Source organism: Halobacillus trueperi (assembly GCF_003386945.1).
In the GTDB taxonomy this organism is placed as follows: Bacteria; Bacillota; Bacilli; order Bacillales; family Halobacillaceae; genus Halobacillus; species Halobacillus aidingensis.
Genome location: NZ_QUAE01000001.1, coordinates 192,414 through 215,046, shown reverse-complemented (window position 1 = coordinate 215,046; position 22,633 = coordinate 192,414). Strand labels below are relative to the sequence as shown.

The following is a 22,633-nucleotide window of genomic DNA, read 5'->3' as shown; positions in this document are numbered from 1 at the left end:
ACATTTAACCTCTTAGGTACTTTTGTTCATAAAAAACGCAGACCTCCTATAACTAAGAGATCTGCGCTTTTTATTTATGGATACTAGTTATCTGGGGTGGCAATCAGTCCTTTGGCGCGATTCGACACCCCTTTGGTGCGGTTCGCCACTCTTTTGGCACGACTTGCGACTTAACCTCGTACCACTAAACTTTTTTCGTACTCTACAACAGCTTCTTCAAAAACGGCCAGCCCCTGATCGATCTCTTCTTGAGATACAACCAATGGAGGGATCATCCGAATGACTTCTTGGTGCTTTCCACAAAGGTAAAACAACACCCCTTTCTCTAGAGACAAATCTAGGACACGCATCATCCCATCCCCATCAGGCTTTCCAGTCACAGGGTCGACAATTTCAATACCAATCATAAGCCCGACGCCCCGAATATCACCGATGACTCGATGTCTTTCCCTGATTTCCTCCAAACGATCCACGGCATAAGTTCCAAGTGTTCTCGAGTTATCAAGCAGCTGCTCTTCTTCTATGATATCAAGCGTGGCAAGAGCGGCTGAGCAGGCAAGCGGATTACCTCCGAAAGTCGTTCCATGTGTCCCCATCGGCCACTGGCTCATCAATTCTTTGGAAGCCACGGTGGCACTGAGTGGCATGCCTGAAGCAATGCCTTTGGCGATCGCCATGATGTCCGGCGTTACGCCGAACGTTTGAGCAGCAAACCATTCTCCCGTCCGCCCGAAGCCGGTCTGTACCTCATCGAAAATCAAAAGGATACCATGCTGATCACAAATGTCACGTACTTTTTGCAGCCACTCTTTCGGAGGGATGATGTATCCTCCCTCCCCAAGAACCGGCTCAACGATGATGCACGCCACTTCTTCCGGTGTGACTTGATGGTCGAACAGCATTTCCACGTCCTTTTCAAGCTGATCCACACAATAAACAGCAGGTTCTTCTCCATCCGGACAGTTTTTAGGATCGGCATAAGGAATCTGGTACGTCAAACCATTCGGCTGTAAAAACCTGCGATACTTGCTTTTTGAAGTACTGACACCGAGAGCCCCTAGAGAACGCCCATGAAAACAGCCGGTGAAGGAAACGACATAAGGGCGCTTCGTTACATATTTCGCCAGCTTCAGCGCACCTTCAATGGCTTCTGTTCCACTGTTGGCAAAAAAGAAACAATCCAGGTTTCCAGGTAAGATCAGCTGCAGCCGATCTGCGACACGTAGAATCGAATCGTACATGATGACCCCGGAAGGACCATGCATGAGCTGGTCCACCCCTTCCTTGATCGCCTCAACAACCTTCGGATGCCGGTGCCCGGTATTGGCTACAGCGATGCCTGAGGTGAAATCCAAGTACTTTTTCCCATCGGCACCATAGTAATAGCATCCTTCTTCTTTCACGACCGGTAAATTGGGATGATCTTTCGCCATGCTGGGTGCAAGCAAATCTGGTAAACGCGTATACAATTCATCGAATGTTGGTTTCATTTTTCCATCCCCTTCATTTCATTGACCTAGCTTTTCTCTTTCAATCATACAAACTGTTTAGAATATGAAATGTGCAATCACCACAATGATCGGCAGGGTAATTACAGTCCTTTGCAGGAATATCACGGCCAGTTCCAGAACCGAAATCGGTATTTTCGATTTGACGAGCAGTACGCCGATCTCGGACATGTAAATCAACTGAGTCAGGGATACAGCGGCGATAACAAAGCGTGTCAATTCACTTTCAATCCCCGAACCGATGACCGCGGGTAAAAACATGTCTGCGAAACCGACGAGCATGGCAGGGGCCGCTTGTGCAGCTTCAGGAATCCCCATCCATTGGAGTAGCGGAACGATCGGCATGGATAAATACGTGAAAAATGGTGTGAATTCCGCAACGATCAATGCCACAGTTCCAAGCGCCATGACTAATGGAATCAAAGCGAAATAAATATCAAGAACCGTTTGGGCGCCTTGTTTGCCAACTTCCTTCAAACTCTTCACTTGTGAGGCTTTGTGAAGCGCTTTATCAACGCCCCATTGAAAATCAGAAACTCCTTCAGGTGTATCTTCTGATATTCTCATGCCTGTCCCTTCGTAATAGGTATCCGCCTTTCTGGATAAAGGTGGGATGCGGGGACAAATAAACGCCGCTACCAAACCTGCGACAACGACAGTCAGATAGAAGGGAACAAAGTATTCTTCCAATCCTATAAAACTGATGACGACCAAACTAAACGCAATCGAATTAATGGAAAAATTTGTAGCGATGATCGAGGCTTCTCGTTTTGTATAGTAACCCTCTTCATATTGCTGAGTGGTAATGAGCACACCGACCGTTCCCGCTCCCATCCAGGAAGCTAGCGCGTCGATGGAAGAACGTCCGGGCAGCTTGAACACCGGTCTCATCACCCGTCTGAGCATCGTGCCGATAAAATCCATCAAGCCAAACTGCATGAGTAACGGCATCAATACCCCTGCAAAAAGGAACCAGGCAGCAAGAACAGGGACAAGTGCATAAAGCATCGTTCCCCCTGTTACATCAGATGTGATGACGGCCGGCCCGATTCCGAAAAGCGTCATAAGAGCAAATACAGCCCCGAGAATTCTCGTAACCAACCAGAAAGGATGAATATAAAAGAGCTGTTTCATAAATGGGCGGTTCATGATCACAGAAGGCTGAAAGGCTTTTGCAAAGATCGGGACAATGGCAGAAACAACCAGGATACCGGTCATTAACCCTGGAAGAAAGGGCTCTAAGTATGCCTGGACCGTTTCAGCAAGTACACCGACACCGATTGTAATTTTCCCTCCGTATGGGATGGGGAATAAGAATAAAAACACTCCCAATAAAGAAGGAATGATGAACCACAGGAAATTTCTTTTGGTTCGATAGCTTTCCTGTTTTGACTCCATATAGCCCTTCTCAAAATCGTCCGTCTGTTTCACTTCCATGTATTCCACTCCTTATAAAAGTAATAAAAAAGGCAAAGGATATTTTTCTTCCCTCACCCTTTATATTGCAAGAATCATGCCAAACTTTCATTTTATTCTGTGTTTTTTAAGTTTTCTGACTACTGTTGGTTGGCTGATCCCTAAAGCTTCGGCCATCTTCGTAGTCGTTCTGAATTTTTCTTTCGCTCGTTCAAGCCTTTCTTTTTCTACTCGATTCAGAGTTTCGGCCAATGATTCATCAAAATTATTCATTTCTGAATAAACCTTCCCCTTTTTACGATATCCTTCGGGTAAATCGACAGGGTAGATGACGGGATTCGGAGAAGTGACCACTAAGCGCTCCAATAAATTGATGAGCTCTCTTACATTGCCAAGCCAATCGTATGTATTCAAATCGTGCAACACTTCTCTGCTCAACACTCTTTTCCGTTTATAACGGGCCGCGAAATGATCCAAAAAGGTATGGATGAGAGGAGTGATATCATCCTTACGTTCTCTTAATGGAGGAATCGTGATGGGTACGACATTCAACCGAAAGTAAAGGTCCTCCCGAAACTCCTTATGGTCCACCGCTTTATCCAGTTCCTTATTGGTTGCGCTGATCAATCGGAAGTCGGATTGTATTTCTTTGCGTCCCCCGACGGGATAAAAAGATTTCTTCTGAATCAGTTTCAGAACCTTCACTTGATTCTGTAAGGAAAGCTCACCGATTTCATCCAAAAACAAGGTCCCGTGATGGGCAAGTTCCGCGAACCCCTTCTTCCCACCTTTGGTTGCTCCTGTAAAAGACCCGCCCTCATAGCCGAAAAGTTCAGCTTCGAACAAGGCATCAGGGATGGCTCCGCAATTGATTTCAATGAAAGGTCCGTCCGCTCGACCACTCTTATCGTGGATCATTCTTGCGAGCTCCGTTTTCCCTACACCAGATTCTCCGAGAAGAAGGACATTCGCATCCACTCCTGCCACTTGATTCGCTGTGGCAAGAACTTTGCGCATCTCTTCACTTTTGCCAATAAACGTTTCTTCCTTTTCTTGTTTCAGACGGTTCAGCTCGTCACGGACACGCTCCATCTCGATCGTCATTTCTTCCATACCTGCTTTGATTTCCATAAGTTCTGTCACATCATGAGAATAACTGACGACTCGAACGAGTTCTCCTTCATCGTCAAAAACGGGCAAGCCTGTCACGAGCAGCTTTTTCCCGTCGCCAACGGTTTGGACGAACGTCACCCGTTCTTTTGATTCCATCACCATAGGCGTAGCCAGAGGCGTAAATAATCCCTCTTTTTCCAAGTCATAAACCGATCTCCCGAGCAGCTCATTCGCATGGACATCATAAACTTTCCCTGTCGCTTCACTCACTTTGACAATCGTTCCATCTGTATTGGTCACAAGGATATCTTCTTGAAGAGAATGCAAAAGTGTTTTATATTCGGACCATTCTGACATGAAATCCCCCACATTATTCATGATTGAATATTTTCTAGAACTCTTAAAAAAACCTCTTAGTAACAACGGAGTTATTATTCATTTCTGAATATTTTCACTTTTTATTATATCATAACCTCTGCACATCGCTTAATGGGATTAAAGATTTTCCTCTTCCTTTAGGCGTCTCATAAAAAAGACAAAAAGCGCAGAAGCTTGATCGAAAGCGTTCTGCGCTAGGCTTATTCCTCGCTCCTCTTAACCAGTCTCCACCGTCCACTCATCCTTTGAATTCAATCAGGATAGACCGATTCAATTCAACAATCGTTGGACAACCGCTTAAGGCCATGGTGATTTCCGTATCCGCTAATAGATTTATGAACGCCTCATGAACTCCCTGTTCTCCGGCAACAGCCAGGCTGTACCTCGATTTTTTAATTATCTTCATGTACACGCTGTCATTGGTTTACGGTTGCACAGACAAGGTAAAAGAGTATATGTTTAAGCTTTCCTCAGAACTACTGAACAATCTTTGATCACCTATAGGAAAAGATCTAATAAAGGAGTGCAACTATAATGAGTCAATCGATTCCTGAAATTCAATTGAACGATGGTCTCACCATTCCATCCTTAGGATTTGGAACGTATCGCCTGAACGGAAACCGCGGCGCTTCATCTATCCAAAGTGCCATAGACGCAGGCTACCGTTTGATCGACACCGCCTATAATTACGAAAACGAGGCGACGGTCGGCGAAGGGGTCCGCCGCAGCAGCATCCCAAGAAATGAACTGAAAATCACGTCCAAACTACCCGGCCGGTACCATAAATACAACAAAGCCGTCACGGCCATCCAGGAATCCCTGTTCCGCGCTCAGCTGGACTACTATGATCTTTACTTAATCCATTGGCCGAACCCGAAAGAGGATTTGTATGTGGAAGCATGGCAAGCGTTGATCGACGCTCAAAAGTGGGGCCTGATCCGCTCCATCGGGGTATGTAATTTTCTCCCTGAACATTTAGATCGCCTTGAAAAAGAGACAGGCGTCTTACCGAGCTTGAACCAGGTAGAACTTCATCCATTTTTCAACCAAGAGGAACAAAGAGCCTATCACCAGGAGAAGCAGATCCAAACACAATCCTGGAGTCCATTGGCCCGTGTCCAGAACATACTCGACAATGAGGTGATTCAAGGTGTAGCGGATCATCACGATAAGACGGTGTCCCAGGTTATTCTGCGCTGGCATTATCAGCTCGGTTCAGTCGCGATTCCCAAATCGTCGTCACCACAACGCCAAAAAGAAAATCTGTCTATATTCGACTTTTCTTTGACGGATGGAGACATGAACAAAATCAATCAATTGACTCGTGAAAACGGGAGAATGAAAGACCAGAACCCTGCCACGTATCAGGAATTTTAAATCATTGAAAACAAGCCGCCCCGTACAGAGGACGGCTTGTTTTTAGTTTCCATCGTCCTTCATTTGCAACAAAAAACGCCCCCATACTTCTAAAGTCTCTCTTCAATCACACCATCCAAAAATACCCACATATATACCTATGGGGGAATAAGAATGATTGTATTAAAATTGTGTTAAGACCAGCACATCATAAGATATCCAAACAGCTTGAAAAAGTATAAATCAGAGGGGAGCGCTATGCCAACCATCCTTTGCTTGGAAAACAGAATCGAGTCCGTTAGAGAACAATTGTATCAAGCATACCTGGATTCCGTGGAATATAGTGAATTAGTAAAAATATCTCAAGAACTGGATCAATTGTTAAATCAATTAGATTCGTTGAAGCGGAGATAAGGAGCCATCATGGACGGCTCCTTTTTATTTGATTCAGGGACGATTTCGAACTGGGGGGCATATGGTGACTTTTTTCATTTTATTCTATCACGAAATGAAAGCGCTTTATAATTCAAACGAAGAAAGATGGAGATCCTTCCCTTCCTGAACCACTATAACTTCCCATCTTCAAAAAATTATACGGATTGCCCCCTTTGTCGGTCGTTCCAGATATTCTGGAGTCGTCACATGTTCGGTATCCATCGAAAAAACGAACCGCTGGTTTTAAGTCACTCTATAATAATCCCCGCCACCGCAATGTATACGTATGGAGCGAAAAAGAAACGCCATACTTGTATCGGGAGGCACCCACGCCTCTTTCGTTCAAGTAAATATCGTTCCAAACGTGCCCCTGGTGCTTACCCTTTTTCAGAAATACATTTGCTCCCTATCCATGAATGATTTTCATGATGAAAAGAATACTATCCCTGTACCTAAAACGAAGGAGTGAAGATATGGGAATCTTAAGCGGAAACCAACAGCAAGAACCCCTTCATTATGGGGAAGTTTTCAGTCTTTGGAGTTATCTATCTGTAGCAAAAGGGGACTCCGCAAGCTACCAGACCATGTATAATCACGCAGGTGACAAAGAATTGAAACGTCTTTTGGAAGAACTCGTCCAGGGAATTAAACAGGAGACACAGGAAATAGAGGAAGTATTGAAAATAAACGGTGTCGTCCTGCCTCCGTCTCCGCCTGAAAGATCCGTGGCAGACGCTAAAGACATTCCAGTGGGCGCACGGTTGAATGACCCGGAAATCAGTGCGGCTATTTCTCTGAATATCTCTCAAGGTTTGGTCGCCTGCAGTCAGGCCATCGGTCAATCCACAAGAGAAGATGTCGCCATGTTGTTTGGTAAATTCCATATGAACAAGGTACAAGCAGGTGCAAAAGCCCTCCGCCTTAATAAAGAAAAAGGCTGGCTTGTCCTCCCTCCTCTCCATAAAAAGAACTGACGAACTGATGCAATCCTTACCACAAGGGCTTCCCTTGTGGTAAAACCTTTACTTCACTAAGGAGGAGAGATTGGATATGAACAGAAAAGTCAATCAGATTTACTGGATCCTTATAGGAAGTACAGTTCTCTCATCTGTTTTCAGCATTCTCATGCTAACGCTAACATTAAAACATGATAAAAAAGTGACGGAAAGTAATTGAAACCGCCTTATCAAACAGGCTGCTCTCGTTACATAATTAGAAAAATCACCCGTCGTTCTACGATACGAACAAACTTGTAAGGAAGAGGGATAAATGATGAAAGCTGTTACCTACCAGGGAAAATATTCAGTAGCTGTCAAGGAAGTCTCCGCTCCAAAGATACAGGATAAAGAAGATGTCATTGTCCGCATTACATCCACAGCAATCTGCGGATCTGACTTACATTTGTATCAAGGCAATTTCCCTTTGCCGATTGGTTATATTATCGGACATGAACCAATGGGAATCGTGGAAGAAGTCGGTCCGGAAGTAACCAAAGTGAAAAAAGGCGACCGTGTCGTCATCCCGTTCACCGTTGCCTGCGGTCATTGTCCTTATTGTGCAACGGACCATGTCAGCCAGTGTGACAACGCCAACCCCCATTACGATTCTGGAGGGTATTTCGGTTACTCCGAGAAATTTGGAAACTACCCTGGTGGACAAGCGGAATATTTGCGGGTGCCTTTCGGGAATTTCACGCCCTTTAAGGTGCCGGAGGACTGCGAACTGGATGATCCTTCCCTGCTGTTTCTTTCGGATGTCCTCCCAACCGCCTATTGGAGCGTGGAAAACGCAGGTGTCAAACCAGGAGATACGGTGATTGTTCTAGGATGTGGACCTGTTGGTTTGATGGCACAAAAATTCGCCTGGCAGAAAGGGGCCGAGCGTGTGATCGCTGTCGACCACCTCTCCTACCGTTTAAACCATTCCAAGATCACAAACCGGACAGAAGTCTTTGATTTCACAAGGCATAAGGATATGGGAGAAATTTTGAAAGAAGTAACCAAAGGCGGCGCGGATGTCGTGATTGACTGTGTAGGCATGGACGGGAAGAAATCTCCACTGGAATTCATGGAACAAAAACTCAAACTCCAGGGAGGAACGCTCGGTCCGATTCAAATCGCATCGAAAGCAGTGAAGAAATGCGGAACGGTCCAACTTACCGGGGTCTATGGAGGAAATTACAACATGTTTCCTCTCGGGGCTTTTTTCTCGAGAAACATCCAAATCAAAATGGGGCAGGCTCATGCAAGGCCTTATATGAAGCCACTTTATGAACAAATTGTAAGAAAAGAGTTCGATCCAAAGACGATCCTTACGCACGAACTGCCTTTGGCAAAAGCAGCAGAAGGCTATAAAAAATTTAATAAACACGAAGATGACTGCATCAAAGTCATCTTAAAGCCTTAATTCTTCAAGGCCTATCCAGTAACAAGTGTAAGAAAAGCCGAGACCTGTTTGTTCTCTGTTACTCACTGATTTGTCGGGGCATACCCACTAAAAGGACCAACTCCTTTGGCGTATATTTTTTATGCAATGGTGCATCTTATAGCTTGAGGAGGTGCCTTACATGACACACGTAAAATTACTGGCCCTGAAGTTTGTATTCACTTTAGGCATTCTGTTTATCATTTTAGGTTTAGGATTTGACGTCTCTTTCGGAAACGTCTTTCTCATTTCCCTTGTCGTTAGTGCTCTCGGTTATTTAGGGGATGTGACGATTCTTAAAAAGTCAAACAATACCATGGCCACAGCCGGAGATTTTGTCCTTAGTTTCGCCGTCATATACTTTATGACCGATGCACTGACGGTCGGTGACGACGTATTTGAAGCCACCCTGATCTCAGCTGTTTCCTTAGCGATTTTCGAATACTTCTTCCATCAATCGGTGGCAAGAAGCCTCGATCAGGAAAAGAAAGAAAATCACGGAGTACGTTCCACCGGCCAGCTGCAGACAGAAGCTTCAGAAGAACTTTTTCCGTATGATGAAGAAGATAAGGAAAAATAGGTACGTCCAAGGGAAAACATCTAATGTTTTCCCTTGTTTTTTTCACATATAAGTTGGAGCTTATCCCACACTAAGAACGTGACACCACCACAAGAGGAGAGATGTTATGTTCTATCACATCAAAGAACTTCAATATAATGCAAAACCCTCACAACCTGATCCCGTGTATGCAAAAAAACTGCAGGAAATCTTAGGCGGACAGTACGGAGAAATGTCTGTCATGATGCAGTACCTTTTTCAAGGCTGGAACTGCCGGGCTGAAAATAAATACAAAGACATGATTTTAGACATTGCGACAGAAGAAATCGCCCATGTGGAAATGATTGCGACCATGATCGCACAGCTTTTGGATGGGGCGCCTGCGAATGATCAGGAACAGGCAGCCAAGGATCCCGCGATTGAAGCTGTTTTAGGTGGAATGAACCCCCAGCACGCGATTGTCAACGGTTTGGGAGCCCAGCCTAATGATAGTGTGGGCTATCCATGGACGGCCCGTTACACGGTCGCAAGCGGAAACCTGCTTGCAGACTTCCGGGCGAATCTCAATGCAGAATCACAGGGAAGGCTCCAAGTATGCCGTCTTTACGAAATGACGACAGACCCTGGCGTAAGAGACATGCTTTCTTTCCTCATTGCCCGTGACACGATGCACCAGAATCAATGGATGGCAGCCATCGAAGAACTCGAGCAGACACAAGGGGCTGTCGTTCCGAGCTCGTTTAACAAGGAATACGAAAAGCAGGAAGTTTCCTACTCTTTCTACAATTTTTCTGAAGGTACGGAAAGTCAGCAGGGAAGATGGGCAAGTGGGCCAACAATGGATGGCAAAGGTTCTTTTGAATACATTCAGGATCCTAAACCGATGGGACAGATTCCCGATCTTAAACCGGGGCCTGCTTATATCCATGGAACACCGCCAAAAGAAATGAGAGAAGCTCAAAACCAGACCTTCCAATCATAGGACAATGAAAAAACCCGCACACATGGAGGTTCTTCCTTGTTGCGGGTTACATACGGTGTGTGTTTCACACAATTGGAAAGACGAATCTGATTATGGTTTCTCATAATCAGCAAATAATAGGAAAATTAATTGGATATCTCTTCTTCCAAGTTATCCTTTCTTAATTTAAAGATATACAACACCGGAACCAGGAAACTGACGAAAATGATTCCTCCGATGATAAGGCCGTTCCATACTTTCTGCCCATCTGAAAAGGATACGAACAAACCAATGATAGCGGATAGTACACTAATGACCGTCAAGGAGATATAAAGGCGCTTAACAGGGGACCTCTGCCGTTCTTCATGATCGACACTTATGGTCATCGATAAATATGCATTTACAATAACTGAGACCATAAATACGATCCAGACAGGATTACTGGTCATCCCGTCTAACCCTTTCGTTGTAAGATCATAACCAAGAATCGCCAAAATTCCGAGCGTTTGAACGATGTAAACCACACGAATGTTTTTTAAGTTCTTCAACTGCAGCCGTTCATCCCTTATTTTCTTCAAAAGAATCGCTCCCCTTTTCCACCCAGAAAACTTCATCAAGGGTTTTATTCACGGCGTAACAAATTTCAAGACACAATTTCAAACTTGGATTATACTTCCCTTTTTCTATTAAACTGATGGTCTGCCTTGTCACACCGGTCTTTTCAGCCAACTGCTGTTGAGTGAGGCTTTTACTCACCCTCGCCACTTTAACATGATTACCCATAAATACCTTTCCTTTCCACTACACTATAACAGATAAACTCTATAATGCAATATATATATTACATCCATGGTTTTATGACGAGTGCCTCGTTTCCAAAAAATAACACCCCAGAGGATGGAAGGAATTTAAAAATGAATCTCTTACACTTTTCAAACGTATGTAAAAGTATAATCGAATCTTTTCATATGGAGGTGATCATCTTGTTTATCCGAATCTTCCATAAAGCCAACCGACCGACAAAAATCGCTCTACTTTCAGGGTCCGTTTTATTATTAATCGCTGGTCTCATTTTTCTCATCTTTTAAAGCACTGGGACAGTTATTCAAGAAAAATGAATAAAAAAAAGCGCCCCAATGATGGAGACGCTTTCCCTTTTAGTTGGTTCGATCCGTCAATTTAACCAACACATGAGCCATATGTTCACGTTCTTCTTTATTCGCTACATTCCATAATTCGTTTAAGACTTTCTCTTCACGGTTTCTCGGCTCCTCATGTTCAGCGAGGTAATCCGCTACCCGCTTAGCCCCTTTGGAAAGACCTTCTTCTCCGAGACCCAGCTTTTCTCCTTTTTGCACTTTGTCACCTAAATAATCTTTGAACGTTTCAAAATGTTGTAGAATATCTTCTTTCTTTTCTTCATTCATTTGTTTTGCTGCTTGTTTTGGATCGTGTACCAATGTGATTCCTCCTTTATTTCTTGTATAGAGACCATTTCCTTTTTCAGAATTTAGTAAACATTGGAAAGCCTCGGGTCCGCACATCCACTTTCACTACATGTTTCCCTTCCTATTCATGTGAAGAATGAGAAGCAGAAGACTCGAGAATGTTTTCTTTTTTCAACACAGATTCAATAGCTTCACAAGCTTCTTCCAAGACTGATTCTTTCCATTCCTTCTCTTTCGGATAGAACATATTCATCAACTCTTCCTGGATCCATTCCCTGCTTTCCTCATGTTCCGTACCTTCCCAATACAGTTGGTTTTCTAAGATGATCGTCGTAAATTCCCTCAGTTCCGCTTCACGGCTGGTCCCAAATGTACCAAACTCGAACAAGGCGGAGAATAGTGATGTAGAAGGATATTCCGCCTCTCTTAATTCATAAAAGTAATTCGTCGAATCGCCCTTGACGTCTTCTGGAGAAAACACTTGGATATTTTCCATTCCATAGGAAGCTTTCAGCTCATCTTCCTTTATGCCGTGCTTCTCGGAAATGACCATGGTCACTTCATTGGTCGGTCCAAGCGCTGTATGCCAGTCCATGTGAATGACTTTTTGGAATTGCTCCAGCAAATGCCTCTGCCATGTTTTGATATAGGAACCGGAAGGCTCTTCTTCATAACCGCCGAAGTACACCCCCCGGTCGAACTGAAACTGCCCCATTCCTTTGGCCTGTTTGATTCCTTTATAACCTTCATTCATCATCCCTTTACTTAAAGCTTCATACAGTTCCGTCTTCTCTTTAGAAATCACATCCACCGGTTTCTTCGGAAGAAAGATGCGGCTTTCTTTTTCATAGTTTTCATTAAGATCATAAGGGACATCCGTTTCTTCTAAAAAGTAATTCCGGTTCAAATCCACATTATTTTCAGTGACTCTGCGAAAATGCCTCATGCCCCAAGGGTTGATGGCATGAACCAAACAAATCCCCGTCGTCGATGGATCGATGGATTCCAGGTAGCTATCGACGAATAAATGAATAACAGCCGCTCCCGCATATCCTTCGATTCCATGTTCACCCGATGTCAGCAGGGTCACTTTGTCGTTGGACGATGTCGCTTCCGCATAAATGACATCTATGGTGTTGTCTTCGTTTTCACCAATCGCATGCTGATAAAGCTTGGCTTCCGGCCAGACTTCTTGAACTTTGCTCAATAAACCTCTAAACGTTTCTCTCGATTCTTCATAATTATTTTTGAAATAGTTATGGTTATCGATCATACTCACCATCCTTCATAGAAATAGACGAGAATTCTAACACCATCCAATTCCTTTATTGACTCTCTAGTGAATTTACCTTTCATTCGAAATCTCGAAACCTATGCTCGATAAAAAACGAATGCCTGACCCCACCTTAAAAACAGTTGGGCTCAGGCATTCGATTAACTTTCAATGAGCAAGTGGAAACTTGTGCTGGGTCCCACTCATAAAGGCAGCATACACCCGACGTGCCAGATCCCTTCCATGTTCTTCAGGGACGGCAACACTCCATACCGCTTGATGAGTGTCGATCGAATGGACGTCTTCCAAAGGCATGAACTTTTTTTCATTCAGCAAGGCGGTCTGCTTTCTTTTTTTCTCCTCATTGACAAAAATCAGGTGGATGGCCGCTTTTTGATTCTCTGTTTGAATGGTTTGGATGCCTAACTGATCTTTGTATGGGTTAAGCATGGATATCGTCTGATCGAGATCGTCTTTCTTTATCACTACGAGAAGTTCTTCCAAGTGTGAATGAACATCCTTTGTTCCGATCACACCAGAATCCTTCATCCACCTCAAAAGTTTTTCCTTTTTCAGCCTTCTTCCAAAAAGACGGAGATGACAGAGATTTGTTTGATACGTGACCCCTGCCACTGAAGAGATAGATGTATCCTTTGATATCCAGGTCCCTTCGTGTTCACTGAAGCTCGAACGAATGACAAGAGGAACTTGATATTCTTTCGCATGGGCGACCGCTCGCGGATGAATCACCCCGGCTCCCATTTCAGCCATAGTGAGAAGGCTGTCGTAATCCATGTATGAATATTTCCCTGCGTTTGGGATCACACGAGGATCTGCCGCATACACCCCATCGACATCAGTACAGATGTCACAGCGGTCCGCCTTCAGTGCTGCAGCCAAGGCAGCGGCCGTAGTGTCGGAACCGCCTCGGCCAAGCGTACAGAGTTCTCCGTTTGCGGCTACGCCTTGGAAACCGGCGACAATGACAACCTTTCCTTTTTGTAACTCCTTCTTCATGCTCTTGGTATGAATCGCCGTGACCTTGGCGTTCCCGTGGAGGTATTCCACTTCAATCCCTGCCTGCTCGCCGGTCATAGCAATAGCTGCCTGGCCTTTTTCTTGAAGGGCGAGCGCCATCAGCGCGCATGACACTTGTTCACCTGTAGATAAAAGCAGATCCTTTTCTCTTCCATTCGTACAGGAAGAGACTTCCCGGGAGAGCTGCTCCAGGTGATTGGTAGAGTCTCCCATGGCTGAGACAACAACGACCAACTGGTTTCCATTCTCTCGTTCACCGATGATACGATTCGCTGCCTGTCTAATTCGCTCGGTCGTTTGGAGTGATGTGCCTCCATATTTTTGTACAATAATCGCCACAATCCATCCCTCTTTTCGTCAGGTTATCCGATCGGCTGTTCTTTAAAAGCAGCCAGTGCGTTGGTTACCTTGCCAAATTCTGATGCATGCGGACGATCATCTCCATCGGCATATCCATAATCGACCATTCGGTTGCGGTTCAGGCAAAGCTTCGTCATTTCCGGTTTGAAGAAGTCGAACAACTCAAACCGTTCCTTCAATTCAGGGAATCTGCTCTGGTAGTCGTGGATCGACTCTGCAAGCAGCTGCCAGAAGACTTCTTCATTTAATAGATGATGTTTTTCTAGAATATGGCTTAAATAACGCAGATGGCAGATGAATAGTCCTGTAAAGATGAACTGCGTCAAGCCTTCCGGTGGTTCTGTACGCAGCACGGCTTTCATCTCTTCCGTTACGTGCTGAAGCTCAGGAAATGGCTGATCTGTCACATTCACATCATCGACAAAGTCTTTGACAGCCAGACGGTGCGGCTCATAATCTTTCAATACGAGAATTGTATTCTGCCCGTGTGGAGAAAAGACCGTCCCATATTTGTATAAATAGTGAAGCAGTGGATCCATAACCACTTGATAAAACTTCTTCATCCAATCCTCGGGATTCAGTTCAGATGACTCGATCAACGATTGAATAAAAGGTTTCCCGTTATGATCTTCGTGAACGAGCGCTGCAAGTGTGATGGCCTGTTCGCCGTCTTCCAGATACGTATAGATGCTTTCCCGCCAAATCGTCCCAAGCATTTCAAGGTATTGATACGGAGCATCCTTCACTGCAGAATACTGTTTATGATCCACATTGATGCTTGCGTTTTCCCCTGGCAGAATCACCCGGCATTCATTCTTTAAAAAGTCGTCTTGTTCATAGAGACCTTTGATCCATTCGGTGACCTTCGGAGCAATCACCGTCCGCTCGGAAGGCAGTCCACGATACACGAGGGTATTCAGGATACTCATCGGAAGCTTTATATGATGTTTCTCTTTATAACTTCTATTAACAAACGTACGAATCGACTGCTGAGGAAGATAAGCATCGTTGCCATCTCCGACCGCTATGATTTCCTTTTTCGCGATTTCTTCCGGGAAGTTTTGGATCAGCTGATTTTTCCACTGCCATTCATGGACAGGGAAAAAGTAATAGTCTTCCGGATCGCGGTTCTGTTTGCTCACCTCGGTAAAGAAGCGTTGCCTCTCTTGTTCACTTAACTCCTCTTTAAGAAGAGTTTCATAGCTGAGATTCTGAACCGATTGGAAGGTTGCTAGATTTTTATGTGCCGCAATCCAGGAAAGCTGTACTTCCTGCTGGTGCTCAGGGGCAAATCGCAGGTAGTCATCATAACCGAAGCCGATCCTTCCTTTGTTGTAGGTAATCCACGGATGACCCTTCATGTAGCCTTCCAGTTCGGCATAATCAAGAGATATCAGCTCATCAGACGGCACATCTGTCTTTTCCATTAAATGAACATCTGCGATTAAAGTAGCGTTCATCTCTTTAATCAGATGGCCAAGGGTTTCTGCGGACATGCCGATGATTTCCTTTAAATCGATCAGAAGTTCAAGCGCATTATCCGCCTCTTCTTCAATCCCCTGCTCAACTTTTTTCAGTTCATCAGAGGAGACATCAAAACTGTCGAACAAACGCTTTTCCGCAACGAACCGGTACGACTTTTCGTTGGAAACGGACAGCTTGTACTCTCTCATTTTCCCGTCTTCCCGTAAAACCTCAGGCTGGATCATATCTTCGTACATATATTCCGCGAACATTTTCGCCATTAACTGTTGATTGGCTTTCTTCCAATTCTCTGCGTTCAATTGTTCATGAATGTCCTGTTGAAATAACAAACCGATCCCCTCTTTCTTATGATTGATGTTGTGTGACCAAGGTCTTCTTCGTTCCGAATGTTTGGAAGACATTGTTTTCCTGTATCGAATAAACGTCTCTTTTTGCGATCCTGTTTATGATTACCGCATTGCGATGCGCGCCAAGTCCAAGATCAGGTGCGCCGACGCCGTGGGTATGGAGTTCACCATTTTGGATGAAAATGTACCCATCTGCCTTTAGTTCCGTAGCCAGGTCATAGCCTTTGTTCACGGCAAACCTGCCCTGCTCATCCCAAATGATGCTTTCCTTTATGCTTGAGAAAAAGGCGGGCACGCGAGGCTGGTACCCTGTCCCTAAAATGACCAGATCCGCTTCCATCTCCACTGGCTCCTCTGTGACCTTCTGATAACCGTTTAAGCTCAAATGGTTCTCTTTCTGTTCGATGGACGTCACTTCGGTCATCGCCTGAAGATGGATCGAAGGATCGGCATTTCCGACCGTCCGTTCATAAAGATGATCATAAATAGCGGCGATGGTTTCTGCACTGATGCCTTTATAGAGAAGGTCCTGCTTATGTAACAGCTGGTCTTTCTTCCATTGAGGCAGCTCATAGAAGAAATCGATGTAATCCGGGGAAAAATACTCCAGCCCAAGCTTTGAGTACTCCATCGGGAAGAACCCTTGTGACCGTGTGTACCATTGAAGCGAACCGCCCGTTTCTTCCTGGTGCTTCGCTACATCAAGGAAAACTTCCGCCGCGCTCTGTCCGGACCCGATCACCGCTACAGACTTGGATAAATCACACGATGGTTTTCTTTTCAAATATTCGGATGTATGAAAAACCGGCTCTCCAAGTGCGTCTTGAAGTGCCTCCGGGACCCGGGGCTCCGTGCCAATGCCCATCACTATGTTTTCAGTTGTGTACGTGTGTTCCTCACCTGTGGAGGAATCGTGAGCGGTCACTTGATAGAGTGTCTTTCCACCAAGATCAGCGGTTGTCACATGGATGACTTCCTTACCGAACCGCAAGCTGTCCAACCGGTCACTAACCCACCGGCAGTAATGATTGTATTCTTTCCTCGGAATATGGAACTTCTCTAAAAAATAAAAGTTATATAAACGGTTGTGTTCCTGCAGGTAATTCAAAAAGCTGTGCTTGTTGGTAACATCCGCCATACTGACAAGGTCCGCGAAAAAAGGCACCTGCAGCGTTGTTCCTTCCATCAATAGATGAGGGTGCCACTGGAACTCTTCTTCTTTTTCCAAAAACACCGCGGACACATCATCAACCGTATCCAGGAGCGCGGCCATTCCTAAGTTGAACGGTCCGAGACCGATGCCGATCACATCAAAAATCTGCTTTTCTGTATTCATCGTTCCACCTCGATTCAAATGCTTCTCGTTCACAAAACATTAGCTGTGCCTCTTTATCCGGCAGCTGTATGGACGCAATCGGTGCGAACCCGCACTTTTTAAAAATATGGATCATTTTGTCATTCCTTATATCCGGTTCTGCCACGACTTTCGTTGTCGCTTCATGCTGAAACTGAAAACGCACCATCGATCTCAGAAGAGGCAGAGCAAAGCCTGAACCGAGGTAATTCTTTTCCCCGATTAACAGATGGATGCCCTGGTCGTAAGCTTTGGGTGTGTACGCGTTTTCTATCACATCCCCTTTGACCCAGTAAGCTTCCCAATAGCTCATCACTTCCCCGTCGATCAGGCCGAGGTACAGCGTCTGATGGGGGTCGGCCAATGCCTTCCGAAAGTGTTTTTCAAACCGGTCAAACGGGAGATTCAACTGCCAGAAAGGATGCACGTGTTCTTCATTCATCCACTTGTGGACCAGCGCGATATCCTCCATTTGAGCTTTCCGAAATGAAATCGTGCGCTGGATCGTTTCATCATAGACCTCAAACTCAATGCTCATGGCCGACTCCCACCTTTGCAGCGAGTGGGTTATCGACCGCTGTATAAACCGACTGTGATTCCATCGGACCGACCAGTTCATCCATATCATACAAACGCGTCAGCAGATTGGCCTTACATGGAAGCTTGCTTTCTTCCAATAGACTTTTGACCAGGGAGGATGGAAGATGGTCCATCAAACGGCTGCGAAGAAGGTCGATCAGTTTTTCTTCCTCGATCAATCGACTGACACCGAACCCATTGATCAGCCCATATAAATGATTGAAAAAGAAATAATAGCGCAGACGTTCATCTGCGACGTCATCCTCACAGATCGTATCGCTTTTGCTATTTAATGAAGGAAGCAGCTCCAAGAGTTGATCCGCCTTTGACCGGCTGAAGTAATACCCTTGGTTATCCCTGTAATAAAACTTGGAAGGATACCCTTGTTCCAGCCTGACAACAGAGTTCTGCTGATGGGCTTCAAGGGCGATCCCGTACGTGTGATGCAGCCAGAGAATAGGATCCAGGCTGATGGACAAATACTTGTCAAACCAATCGAGACTGACCTCTTCCACCGATCTTCCTTCGCTCTCAGCAATACTTCGGATGATCGTGGAGATTCTGGACTGCCCTCCATACGCATGATCCTGGACGAGGCCTGCCACAAGAGTCACCTGCTCATCATCTTCGTAAAAAGGATTTTCCCTTAACGAAACTTCAAACCCTGAGGTTTCTTTCGATAAACGGAGGTTGATCGACGCAGGGTCTTTCATCATATGGAAATTCGGATGATGCTTCTTCATTTGCTCTCCAAGCTCAGTATCGAGCAAACGCGAAACTTCCACCCCTCTCGCCAGTTCCTTCGGCTGGTTCGCCCTTAAGGAGTTCGTAATTTTGACCGGGACAGAGAATTTGTACATAAACCGGGAAGATTCACTGTACAGCGTCCGGAACGAAGAGGTAGCCGTAAACCGGACACCCGCTGGTCCAAGGTATTTGATATCTCCAGAATCAAGATAACCTTGGACTTCCGGATCTTTTAAAACAACGGGCACTTGCAGGGGATGCATAGGAAGTAAAAGTCGGCCTTTGTTCCATTCCTTCACTAGTGGTTCCGCCCCTTCCGTATCTTTGACGCCTTCCAAGATACATGCGGATGCGGGACGATCCAAACTGGAATCTTCTTCAACAAGATCAGGATTCATACTGAAATAGTGGAGCTGGAAACGCCCTTTATATTCAGGGGAATATTCACGGTCCTCATCATCGGTCAGGCCTTGTTTGCTTTTCGGTGTCGGATGCAGCAAATGCCCGAACAGCAGCGACTGTTCCGCTTCGATAAATGTAAAATCTTCGTCCATCAGCTGATGACAATCCTCGAACCTTGCAGCTACATAATCTTTCATTTTTTTGCAGCTGAGCAGTACACGCAGGATGAGTTCATCTTCTGCCCATTCCTGTCCATTGCCGATGAGCCACTCCTTCACAAGGAGTGTCGTCATCGTGACATAATCCAGCGTATGGAATTCTTCGCTTCCCTCTGTTTGATAGGTCATCGGAAAGTCAAACAAGTGCCTTCCGGTTAGCGACCAATAGTTCACAGGTGCATGAATGACCATATTCTGTCTAACCAAAGGGATGAACAGCATTTTTCCATCGCCTTCATCATCATTCATCCATTCATAGTTGTCTGTTTCTCTTAAGTAGCAATTCAAAAAGCTTTGCATCGTTGCCTTTTCGGCGATTTCTTTTGCTTTATTCAATGAGATGTCCCTCCTAAAATCTCTTTCGCTGTATGTTCAATCTCATCAATCACGGCCAACACGTCCTCTTCTGTCGTACGTGGATTTAAAAGTGTAAATTTCAAAAAGGGTTCTCCTCGGACTGATGTTTTCGCAATCACGGCCGTTCCTTCGTGGAAAAGTTTTTGCTGAATTTTCCGGTTCAAACCGCTCACATCCAGGCTTCCCCCCGGCTGGTACTGAAACACGACTGCTGAAAGTTCAGGAGATGGATTTTCAACACGGAAAACGTTGCGACGCCCGAGTTCCTCTGCAGCAAAGCTTGCGACTTCCATCGTCCGGTCAACCATACTCCCTAATAACCTCGTCCCGAGTACTTTCAAGGTCAATAGAACTTTCAATGCATCAAACCTGCGCGTCGTCTGGACGCTTTTATTTACAAGGTTCAAAATGCCTTCTTCTTCATCTTCTACAGGATTCAAGTAATCGGCATGGTGGGATAACAACCGCAGGTGCTTCCGGTCTTTGACCGCAAACATCCCGCAGCTGATCGGCTGAAACAGCCATTTATGGAAATCGAGCGTCACCGAATCCGCACGGTCTATGCCTGCAAGCTTATCTATGTGCTTCTCACTAAGCAGAAGTCCCGCCCCGTAGGCCGCATCGACATGAAGCCAGAGGCCTTTTTCTTCACAGAAATCTGCCAAACTTTCAAGCGGATCGATGCTTCCGTAATCCGTCGTCCCACAGGTGCTGACAACCGCATAAGGCAGAAGCCCTTCCTGCTCCAATTGTTCAACGGTACGTCTGACCTCATTCAGCTCCATCTGATGGTCCTCGTTGACGGGAACCGGCACGACCGCCTTCTCGCCAAGACCAAGCTGAGAAACTGATTTTTTCACAGAAAAGTGAGCTTCTTCTGAACAAAGGACCCTCATCTTTTTGAACGATTCCGGCAGTCCATCCCTTTGGACGATGTGCTCCCATTTCGATCTACAAAACGCATCGCGGGCGAGCAGCATTCCCATGTAGTTGGACTGGGTCCCGCCACTCGTAAACACACCGTCTCCTCGTTCTGAAAAACCTATCCGCCCGCACCAGTAACTATTTAATGCTTCTTCCACATAAGTCGCTGCCGGGCTCTGGTCCCAGGAGTCCATCGATTGGTTTAACGCCCCGATAATCAATTCCGCCAACACGCCCGGTAATACGGGAGGGCAGTGCAAGTGGGCCATACTCCTTTCGTGGGAAACGTGGAGGCTGTTTTTTATGACGGGCCCTTTGATTTCCCGTAGGACTTCATGCAGCGCCTGCGGTTCTTCTGAAAGATCCAGGATCCCGCGGAGCTCCTGCTGGATGTCTTGACCGGTCTTTCCTTCCAACGGTCGATCAACGTCCTGCAACGCGTCAGCAAGTGTATCGACCACGAGTTCGACATGGTTTCGAAAATGCTCTCCCCCGGATTCCCCGTATGGAAGGAAAAACGAATCGAATTCGGCAGCTGCTAATTTAGTCGTTGTCGTTCCCATTCACTCACTCCGAAACAGCAGCGTCGACAGATTCATTGAAGATGGAAATGACGGTATCGACCTGCTCCTCTGTAATGATAAGTGGTGGCAGGAATCGGAGCACAGATCCGTGACGCCCTCCACTCTCAAGGATTAACCCACGGTCAAAACAGGCTTTCTGAATCCGGCTCGTCAAATCAGGATCTGCTGGATAACTGCCATCCTTACCGGCTTTACCAGATGGATCGACGATTTCCACCCCAAGCATCAAGCCGCGGCCGCGGACGTCCCCTAGCTGCGGATAATCCTTCTGCAGTTCACATAAGGATTGGAAAATCTTCCCGCCCATATCTTTTGCATGTGCAGCCAGCTTGTGCTCTTTAATGTATTGGAGGGTGGCTGTTCCTGCAGCCATCGCCATCTGATTACCACGGAAGGTCCCAATATGAGCGCCGGGCTCCCATGCATCAAGGTCACGGTCATAAACGACAACCGATAACGGGAGACTGCCACCGATTGCTTTAGAAAGCACAAAAGCATCCGGTACAATGCCTGCATGTTCGAACGAGAACATTTCTCCTGTCCGTCCGATTCCTGTTTGAACTTCATCGATAATCAGTGGAATGCCACGTTCTTTGGTGATCCGGCGCATTTCCCTCAACCACTCGATGGGCGCTGGAATGGAACCTCCTTCACCTTGGACGGTTTCAAAAATCATCGCCGCTGGCGGAAGAATGCCGCTCTCCGGATCGTCCAGCAATCGTTCAATGTATGTAGCACTCAGCTCTGCTCCTTCTGTCCCTCCCTTTCCAAAAGGACAGCGATAATCATAAGGGTATGGAAGGAAATGCGTATCCGGCATCAATCCCTGGACACGCTTTTTCGGTCCGAGGTTTCCGCTGATCGCCATCGTTCCATGGGTCGCTCCGTGATAACCACCCTGGAAGGTCAGAATGCTTTGTCTACCTGTCGCTGTTTTCGCAAGCTTCAACGCGGCTTCAATCGCATCTCCACCGATCGGTCCGCAAAATTGAACCTTCGCACGATCGCGAAACCCTTCTGGAAGACTGGAGAAAAGCTCATCCACAAATTGCTCTTTCACTTCTGTCGTAAGATCGAGCGTATGTAACGGTAGTTTATCGTGAAGCACTTTTTCCATAGCTTCAATGACCACCGGATGATTATGTCCTAAAGCAAGCGTCCCAGCTCCGGCCAGGCAGTCGATGTACCGGTTCCCCTCCATATCTGTGAGGTAGACCCCTTCAGCTTCCTGAATCGCTAATGGGAAACGGCGCGGGTAAGACCGTGCATTCGATTCCCGTTGATTTTGTTGATTCAATAATTCCTGATTGGATTTCTTTATATGAACACTCATGTGATTCCACTCCTTTTCTTTTGCTCAATGGCTT

General features: G+C 45.8%; 21 protein-coding genes. 6 read left to right on the top strand and 15 right to left on the bottom strand.

The features are described from left to right. Positions 1–170: 170 nt before the first annotated feature. From DYE48_RS01125 to DYE48_RS01110, 4 genes are all read right to left on the bottom strand, one after another. Positions 171–1,490 (bottom strand): aspartate aminotransferase family protein, encoded by a 1,320-nt coding sequence (locus DYE48_RS01125; protein ID WP_115822022.1) that lies wholly within the window; start codon positions 1,488–1,490, stop codon positions 171–173. A gap of 57 nt (positions 1,491–1,547) precedes the next feature. Further along, positions 1,548–2,945 (bottom strand): YjiH family protein, encoded by a 1,398-nt coding sequence (locus DYE48_RS01120; RefSeq protein WP_115822021.1) that lies wholly within the window; start codon positions 2,943–2,945, stop codon positions 1,548–1,550. Between the two features lie 87 nt (positions 2,946–3,032). Continuing rightward, positions 3,033–4,394: a sigma-54 interaction domain-containing protein gene (locus DYE48_RS01115; RefSeq protein WP_208639623.1), complete on the bottom strand. Its 1,362-nt coding sequence runs from the start codon at positions 4,392–4,394 to the stop codon at positions 3,033–3,035. Between the two features lie 259 nt (positions 4,395–4,653). Further along, complete coding sequence (locus DYE48_RS01110; protein WP_115822019.1) at positions 4,654–4,821, bottom strand: alpha-hydroxy-acid oxidizing protein; 168 nt, start codon at positions 4,819–4,821, stop codon at positions 4,654–4,656. 128 nt (positions 4,822–4,949) lie between these two features. Here DYE48_RS01110 and DYE48_RS01105 point away from each other — a divergent pair, with 128 nt between their 5' ends. The 6 genes from DYE48_RS01105 (at position 4,950) to DYE48_RS01080 (ending at position 10,171) form a co-directional block, all read left to right on the top strand. Further along, positions 4,950–5,792 carry an aldo/keto reductase gene (locus tag DYE48_RS01105; protein WP_115822018.1) on the top strand — a complete coding sequence of 281 codons (843 nt, stop codon included), beginning with the start codon at positions 4,950–4,952 and terminating at the stop codon, positions 5,790–5,792. A gap of 237 nt (positions 5,793–6,029) precedes the next feature. Then, positions 6,030–6,185 (top strand): aspartyl-phosphate phosphatase Spo0E family protein, encoded by a 156-nt coding sequence (locus DYE48_RS01100; protein WP_089650945.1) that lies wholly within the window; start codon positions 6,030–6,032, stop codon positions 6,183–6,185. A gap of 494 nt (positions 6,186–6,679) precedes the next feature. Next, entirely contained in the window at positions 6,680–7,180 is a 501-nt protein-coding gene (locus tag DYE48_RS01095) for a DUF3231 family protein (protein ID WP_115822017.1), read from the top strand. A gap of 298 nt (positions 7,181–7,478) precedes the next feature. Further along, the gene (locus DYE48_RS01090) at positions 7,479–8,612 is read left to right on the top strand and encodes a zinc-dependent alcohol dehydrogenase (RefSeq protein ID WP_115822259.1); all 1,134 of its coding nucleotides are present in this window, start codon (positions 7,479–7,481) and stop codon (positions 8,610–8,612) included. Between the two features lie 160 nt (positions 8,613–8,772). Continuing rightward, the gene (locus tag DYE48_RS01085; RefSeq protein ID WP_115822016.1) at positions 8,773–9,210 is read left to right on the top strand and encodes a YndM family protein; all 438 of its coding nucleotides are present in this window, start codon (positions 8,773–8,775) and stop codon (positions 9,208–9,210) included. Between the two features lie 106 nt (positions 9,211–9,316). Beyond that, a complete protein-coding gene (locus DYE48_RS01080) occupies positions 9,317–10,171 on the top strand; it encodes a manganese catalase (protein WP_115822015.1) in 855 nt (284 codons plus the stop codon). A gap of 125 nt (positions 10,172–10,296) precedes the next feature. Here DYE48_RS01080 and DYE48_RS01075 read toward each other — a convergent pair whose 3' ends face one another. The 11 genes from DYE48_RS01075 to DYE48_RS01025 form a co-directional block, all read right to left on the bottom strand. Further along, on the bottom strand, positions 10,297–10,728 hold the full coding sequence (locus DYE48_RS01075) for an FAA hydrolase family protein (RefSeq protein ID WP_115822014.1): 432 nt from the start codon (positions 10,726–10,728) through the stop codon (positions 10,297–10,299). Further along, on the bottom strand, positions 10,709–10,933 hold the full coding sequence (locus DYE48_RS01070; RefSeq protein WP_115822013.1) for a helix-turn-helix transcriptional regulator: 225 nt from the start codon (positions 10,931–10,933) through the stop codon (positions 10,709–10,711). The genes DYE48_RS01075 and DYE48_RS01070 overlap by 20 nt, the downstream gene beginning before the upstream one ends. Positions 10,934–11,307: 374 nt before the next feature. Further along, positions 11,308–11,577 carry a DUF3243 domain-containing protein gene (locus DYE48_RS01065; protein ID WP_115822258.1) on the bottom strand — a complete coding sequence of 90 codons (270 nt, stop codon included), beginning with the start codon at positions 11,575–11,577 and terminating at the stop codon, positions 11,308–11,310. A gap of 142 nt (positions 11,578–11,719) precedes the next feature. Next, complete coding sequence (locus DYE48_RS01060; RefSeq protein ID WP_115822012.1) at positions 11,720–12,871, bottom strand: M14 family metallopeptidase; 1,152 nt, start codon at positions 12,869–12,871, stop codon at positions 11,720–11,722. Between the two features lie 168 nt (positions 12,872–13,039). Continuing rightward, positions 13,040–14,248 carry an aspartate kinase gene (locus tag DYE48_RS01055; protein WP_167449414.1) on the bottom strand — a complete coding sequence of 403 codons (1,209 nt, stop codon included), beginning with the start codon at positions 14,246–14,248 and terminating at the stop codon, positions 13,040–13,042. A gap of 23 nt (positions 14,249–14,271) precedes the next feature. Further along, positions 14,272–16,083, bottom strand: a complete 1,812-nt coding sequence (locus tag DYE48_RS01050; RefSeq protein ID WP_115822010.1) for an IucA/IucC family protein — start codon at positions 16,081–16,083, stop codon at positions 14,272–14,274. A gap of 16 nt (positions 16,084–16,099) precedes the next feature. Beyond that, positions 16,100–17,437 (bottom strand): lysine N(6)-hydroxylase/L-ornithine N(5)-oxygenase family protein, encoded by a 1,338-nt coding sequence (locus tag DYE48_RS01045; RefSeq protein WP_115822009.1) that lies wholly within the window; start codon positions 17,435–17,437, stop codon positions 16,100–16,102. Beyond that, the gene (locus DYE48_RS01040; protein WP_425269276.1) at positions 17,412–17,993 is read right to left on the bottom strand and encodes a GNAT family N-acetyltransferase; all 582 of its coding nucleotides are present in this window, start codon (positions 17,991–17,993) and stop codon (positions 17,412–17,414) included. The genes DYE48_RS01045 and DYE48_RS01040 overlap by 26 nt, the downstream gene beginning before the upstream one ends. Then, on the bottom strand, positions 17,983–19,737 hold the full coding sequence (locus DYE48_RS01035; RefSeq protein ID WP_115822008.1) for an IucA/IucC family protein: 1,755 nt from the start codon (positions 19,735–19,737) through the stop codon (positions 17,983–17,985). The genes DYE48_RS01040 and DYE48_RS01035 overlap by 11 nt, the downstream gene beginning before the upstream one ends. Beyond that, positions 19,734–21,245 (bottom strand): pyridoxal phosphate-dependent decarboxylase family protein, encoded by a 1,512-nt coding sequence (locus tag DYE48_RS01030; protein WP_115822007.1) that lies wholly within the window; start codon positions 21,243–21,245, stop codon positions 19,734–19,736. Before DYE48_RS01030 ends, DYE48_RS01035 begins: the two co-directional genes overlap by 4 nt. A gap of 4 nt (positions 21,246–21,249) precedes the next feature. Next, positions 21,250–22,599, bottom strand: a complete 1,350-nt coding sequence (locus DYE48_RS01025; protein WP_115822006.1) for an aspartate aminotransferase family protein — start codon at positions 22,597–22,599, stop codon at positions 21,250–21,252. Between the last annotated feature and the right edge of the window lie 34 nt (positions 22,600–22,633).

Bases quoted from the DNA above. Each gene is read 5' to 3' on its own strand.
- DYE48_RS01070 (WP_115822013.1), bottom strand. From the start codon at position 10,933: ATGGGTAATCATGTTAAAGTGGCGAGGGTGAGTAAAAGCCTCACTCAA.
- DYE48_RS01125 (WP_115822022.1), bottom strand. From the start codon at position 1,490: ATGAAACCAACATTCGATGAATTGTATACGCGTTTACCAGATTTGCTT.
- DYE48_RS01025 (WP_115822006.1), bottom strand. From the start codon at position 22,599: ATGAGTGTTCATATAAAGAAATCCAATCAGGAATTATTGAATCAACAA.
- DYE48_RS01030 (WP_115822007.1), bottom strand. From the start codon at position 21,245: ATGGGAACGACAACGACTAAATTAGCAGCTGCCGAATTCGATTCGTTT.
- DYE48_RS01095 (WP_115822017.1), top strand. From the start codon at position 6,680: ATGGGAATCTTAAGCGGAAACCAACAGCAAGAACCCCTTCATTATGGG.
- DYE48_RS01085 (WP_115822016.1), top strand. From the start codon at position 8,773: ATGACACACGTAAAATTACTGGCCCTGAAGTTTGTATTCACTTTAGGC.
- DYE48_RS01115 (WP_208639623.1), bottom strand. From the start codon at position 4,394: ATGTCAGAATGGTCCGAATATAAAACACTTTTGCATTCTCTTCAAGAA.
- DYE48_RS01045 (WP_115822009.1), bottom strand. From the start codon at position 17,437: ATGAATACAGAAAAGCAGATTTTTGATGTGATCGGCATCGGTCTCGGA.
- DYE48_RS01105 (WP_115822018.1), top strand. From the start codon at position 4,950: ATGAGTCAATCGATTCCTGAAATTCAATTGAACGATGGTCTCACCATT.
- DYE48_RS01090 (WP_115822259.1), top strand. From the start codon at position 7,479: ATGAAAGCTGTTACCTACCAGGGAAAATATTCAGTAGCTGTCAAGGAA.
- DYE48_RS01065 (WP_115822258.1), bottom strand. From the start codon at position 11,577: ATGAATGAAGAAAAGAAAGAAGATATTCTACAACATTTTGAAACGTTC.
- DYE48_RS01060 (WP_115822012.1), bottom strand. From the start codon at position 12,871: ATGATCGATAACCATAACTATTTCAAAAATAATTATGAAGAATCGAGA.
- DYE48_RS01120 (WP_115822021.1), bottom strand. From the start codon at position 2,945: ATGGAAGTGAAACAGACGGACGATTTTGAGAAGGGCTATATGGAGTCA.
- DYE48_RS01100 (WP_089650945.1), top strand. From the start codon at position 6,030: ATGCCAACCATCCTTTGCTTGGAAAACAGAATCGAGTCCGTTAGAGAA.
- DYE48_RS01110 (WP_115822019.1), bottom strand. From the start codon at position 4,821: ATGAAGATAATTAAAAAATCGAGGTACAGCCTGGCTGTTGCCGGAGAA.
- DYE48_RS01080 (WP_115822015.1), top strand. From the start codon at position 9,317: ATGTTCTATCACATCAAAGAACTTCAATATAATGCAAAACCCTCACAA.
- DYE48_RS01040 (WP_425269276.1), bottom strand. From the start codon at position 17,993: ATGAGCATTGAGTTTGAGGTCTATGATGAAACGATCCAGCGCACGATT.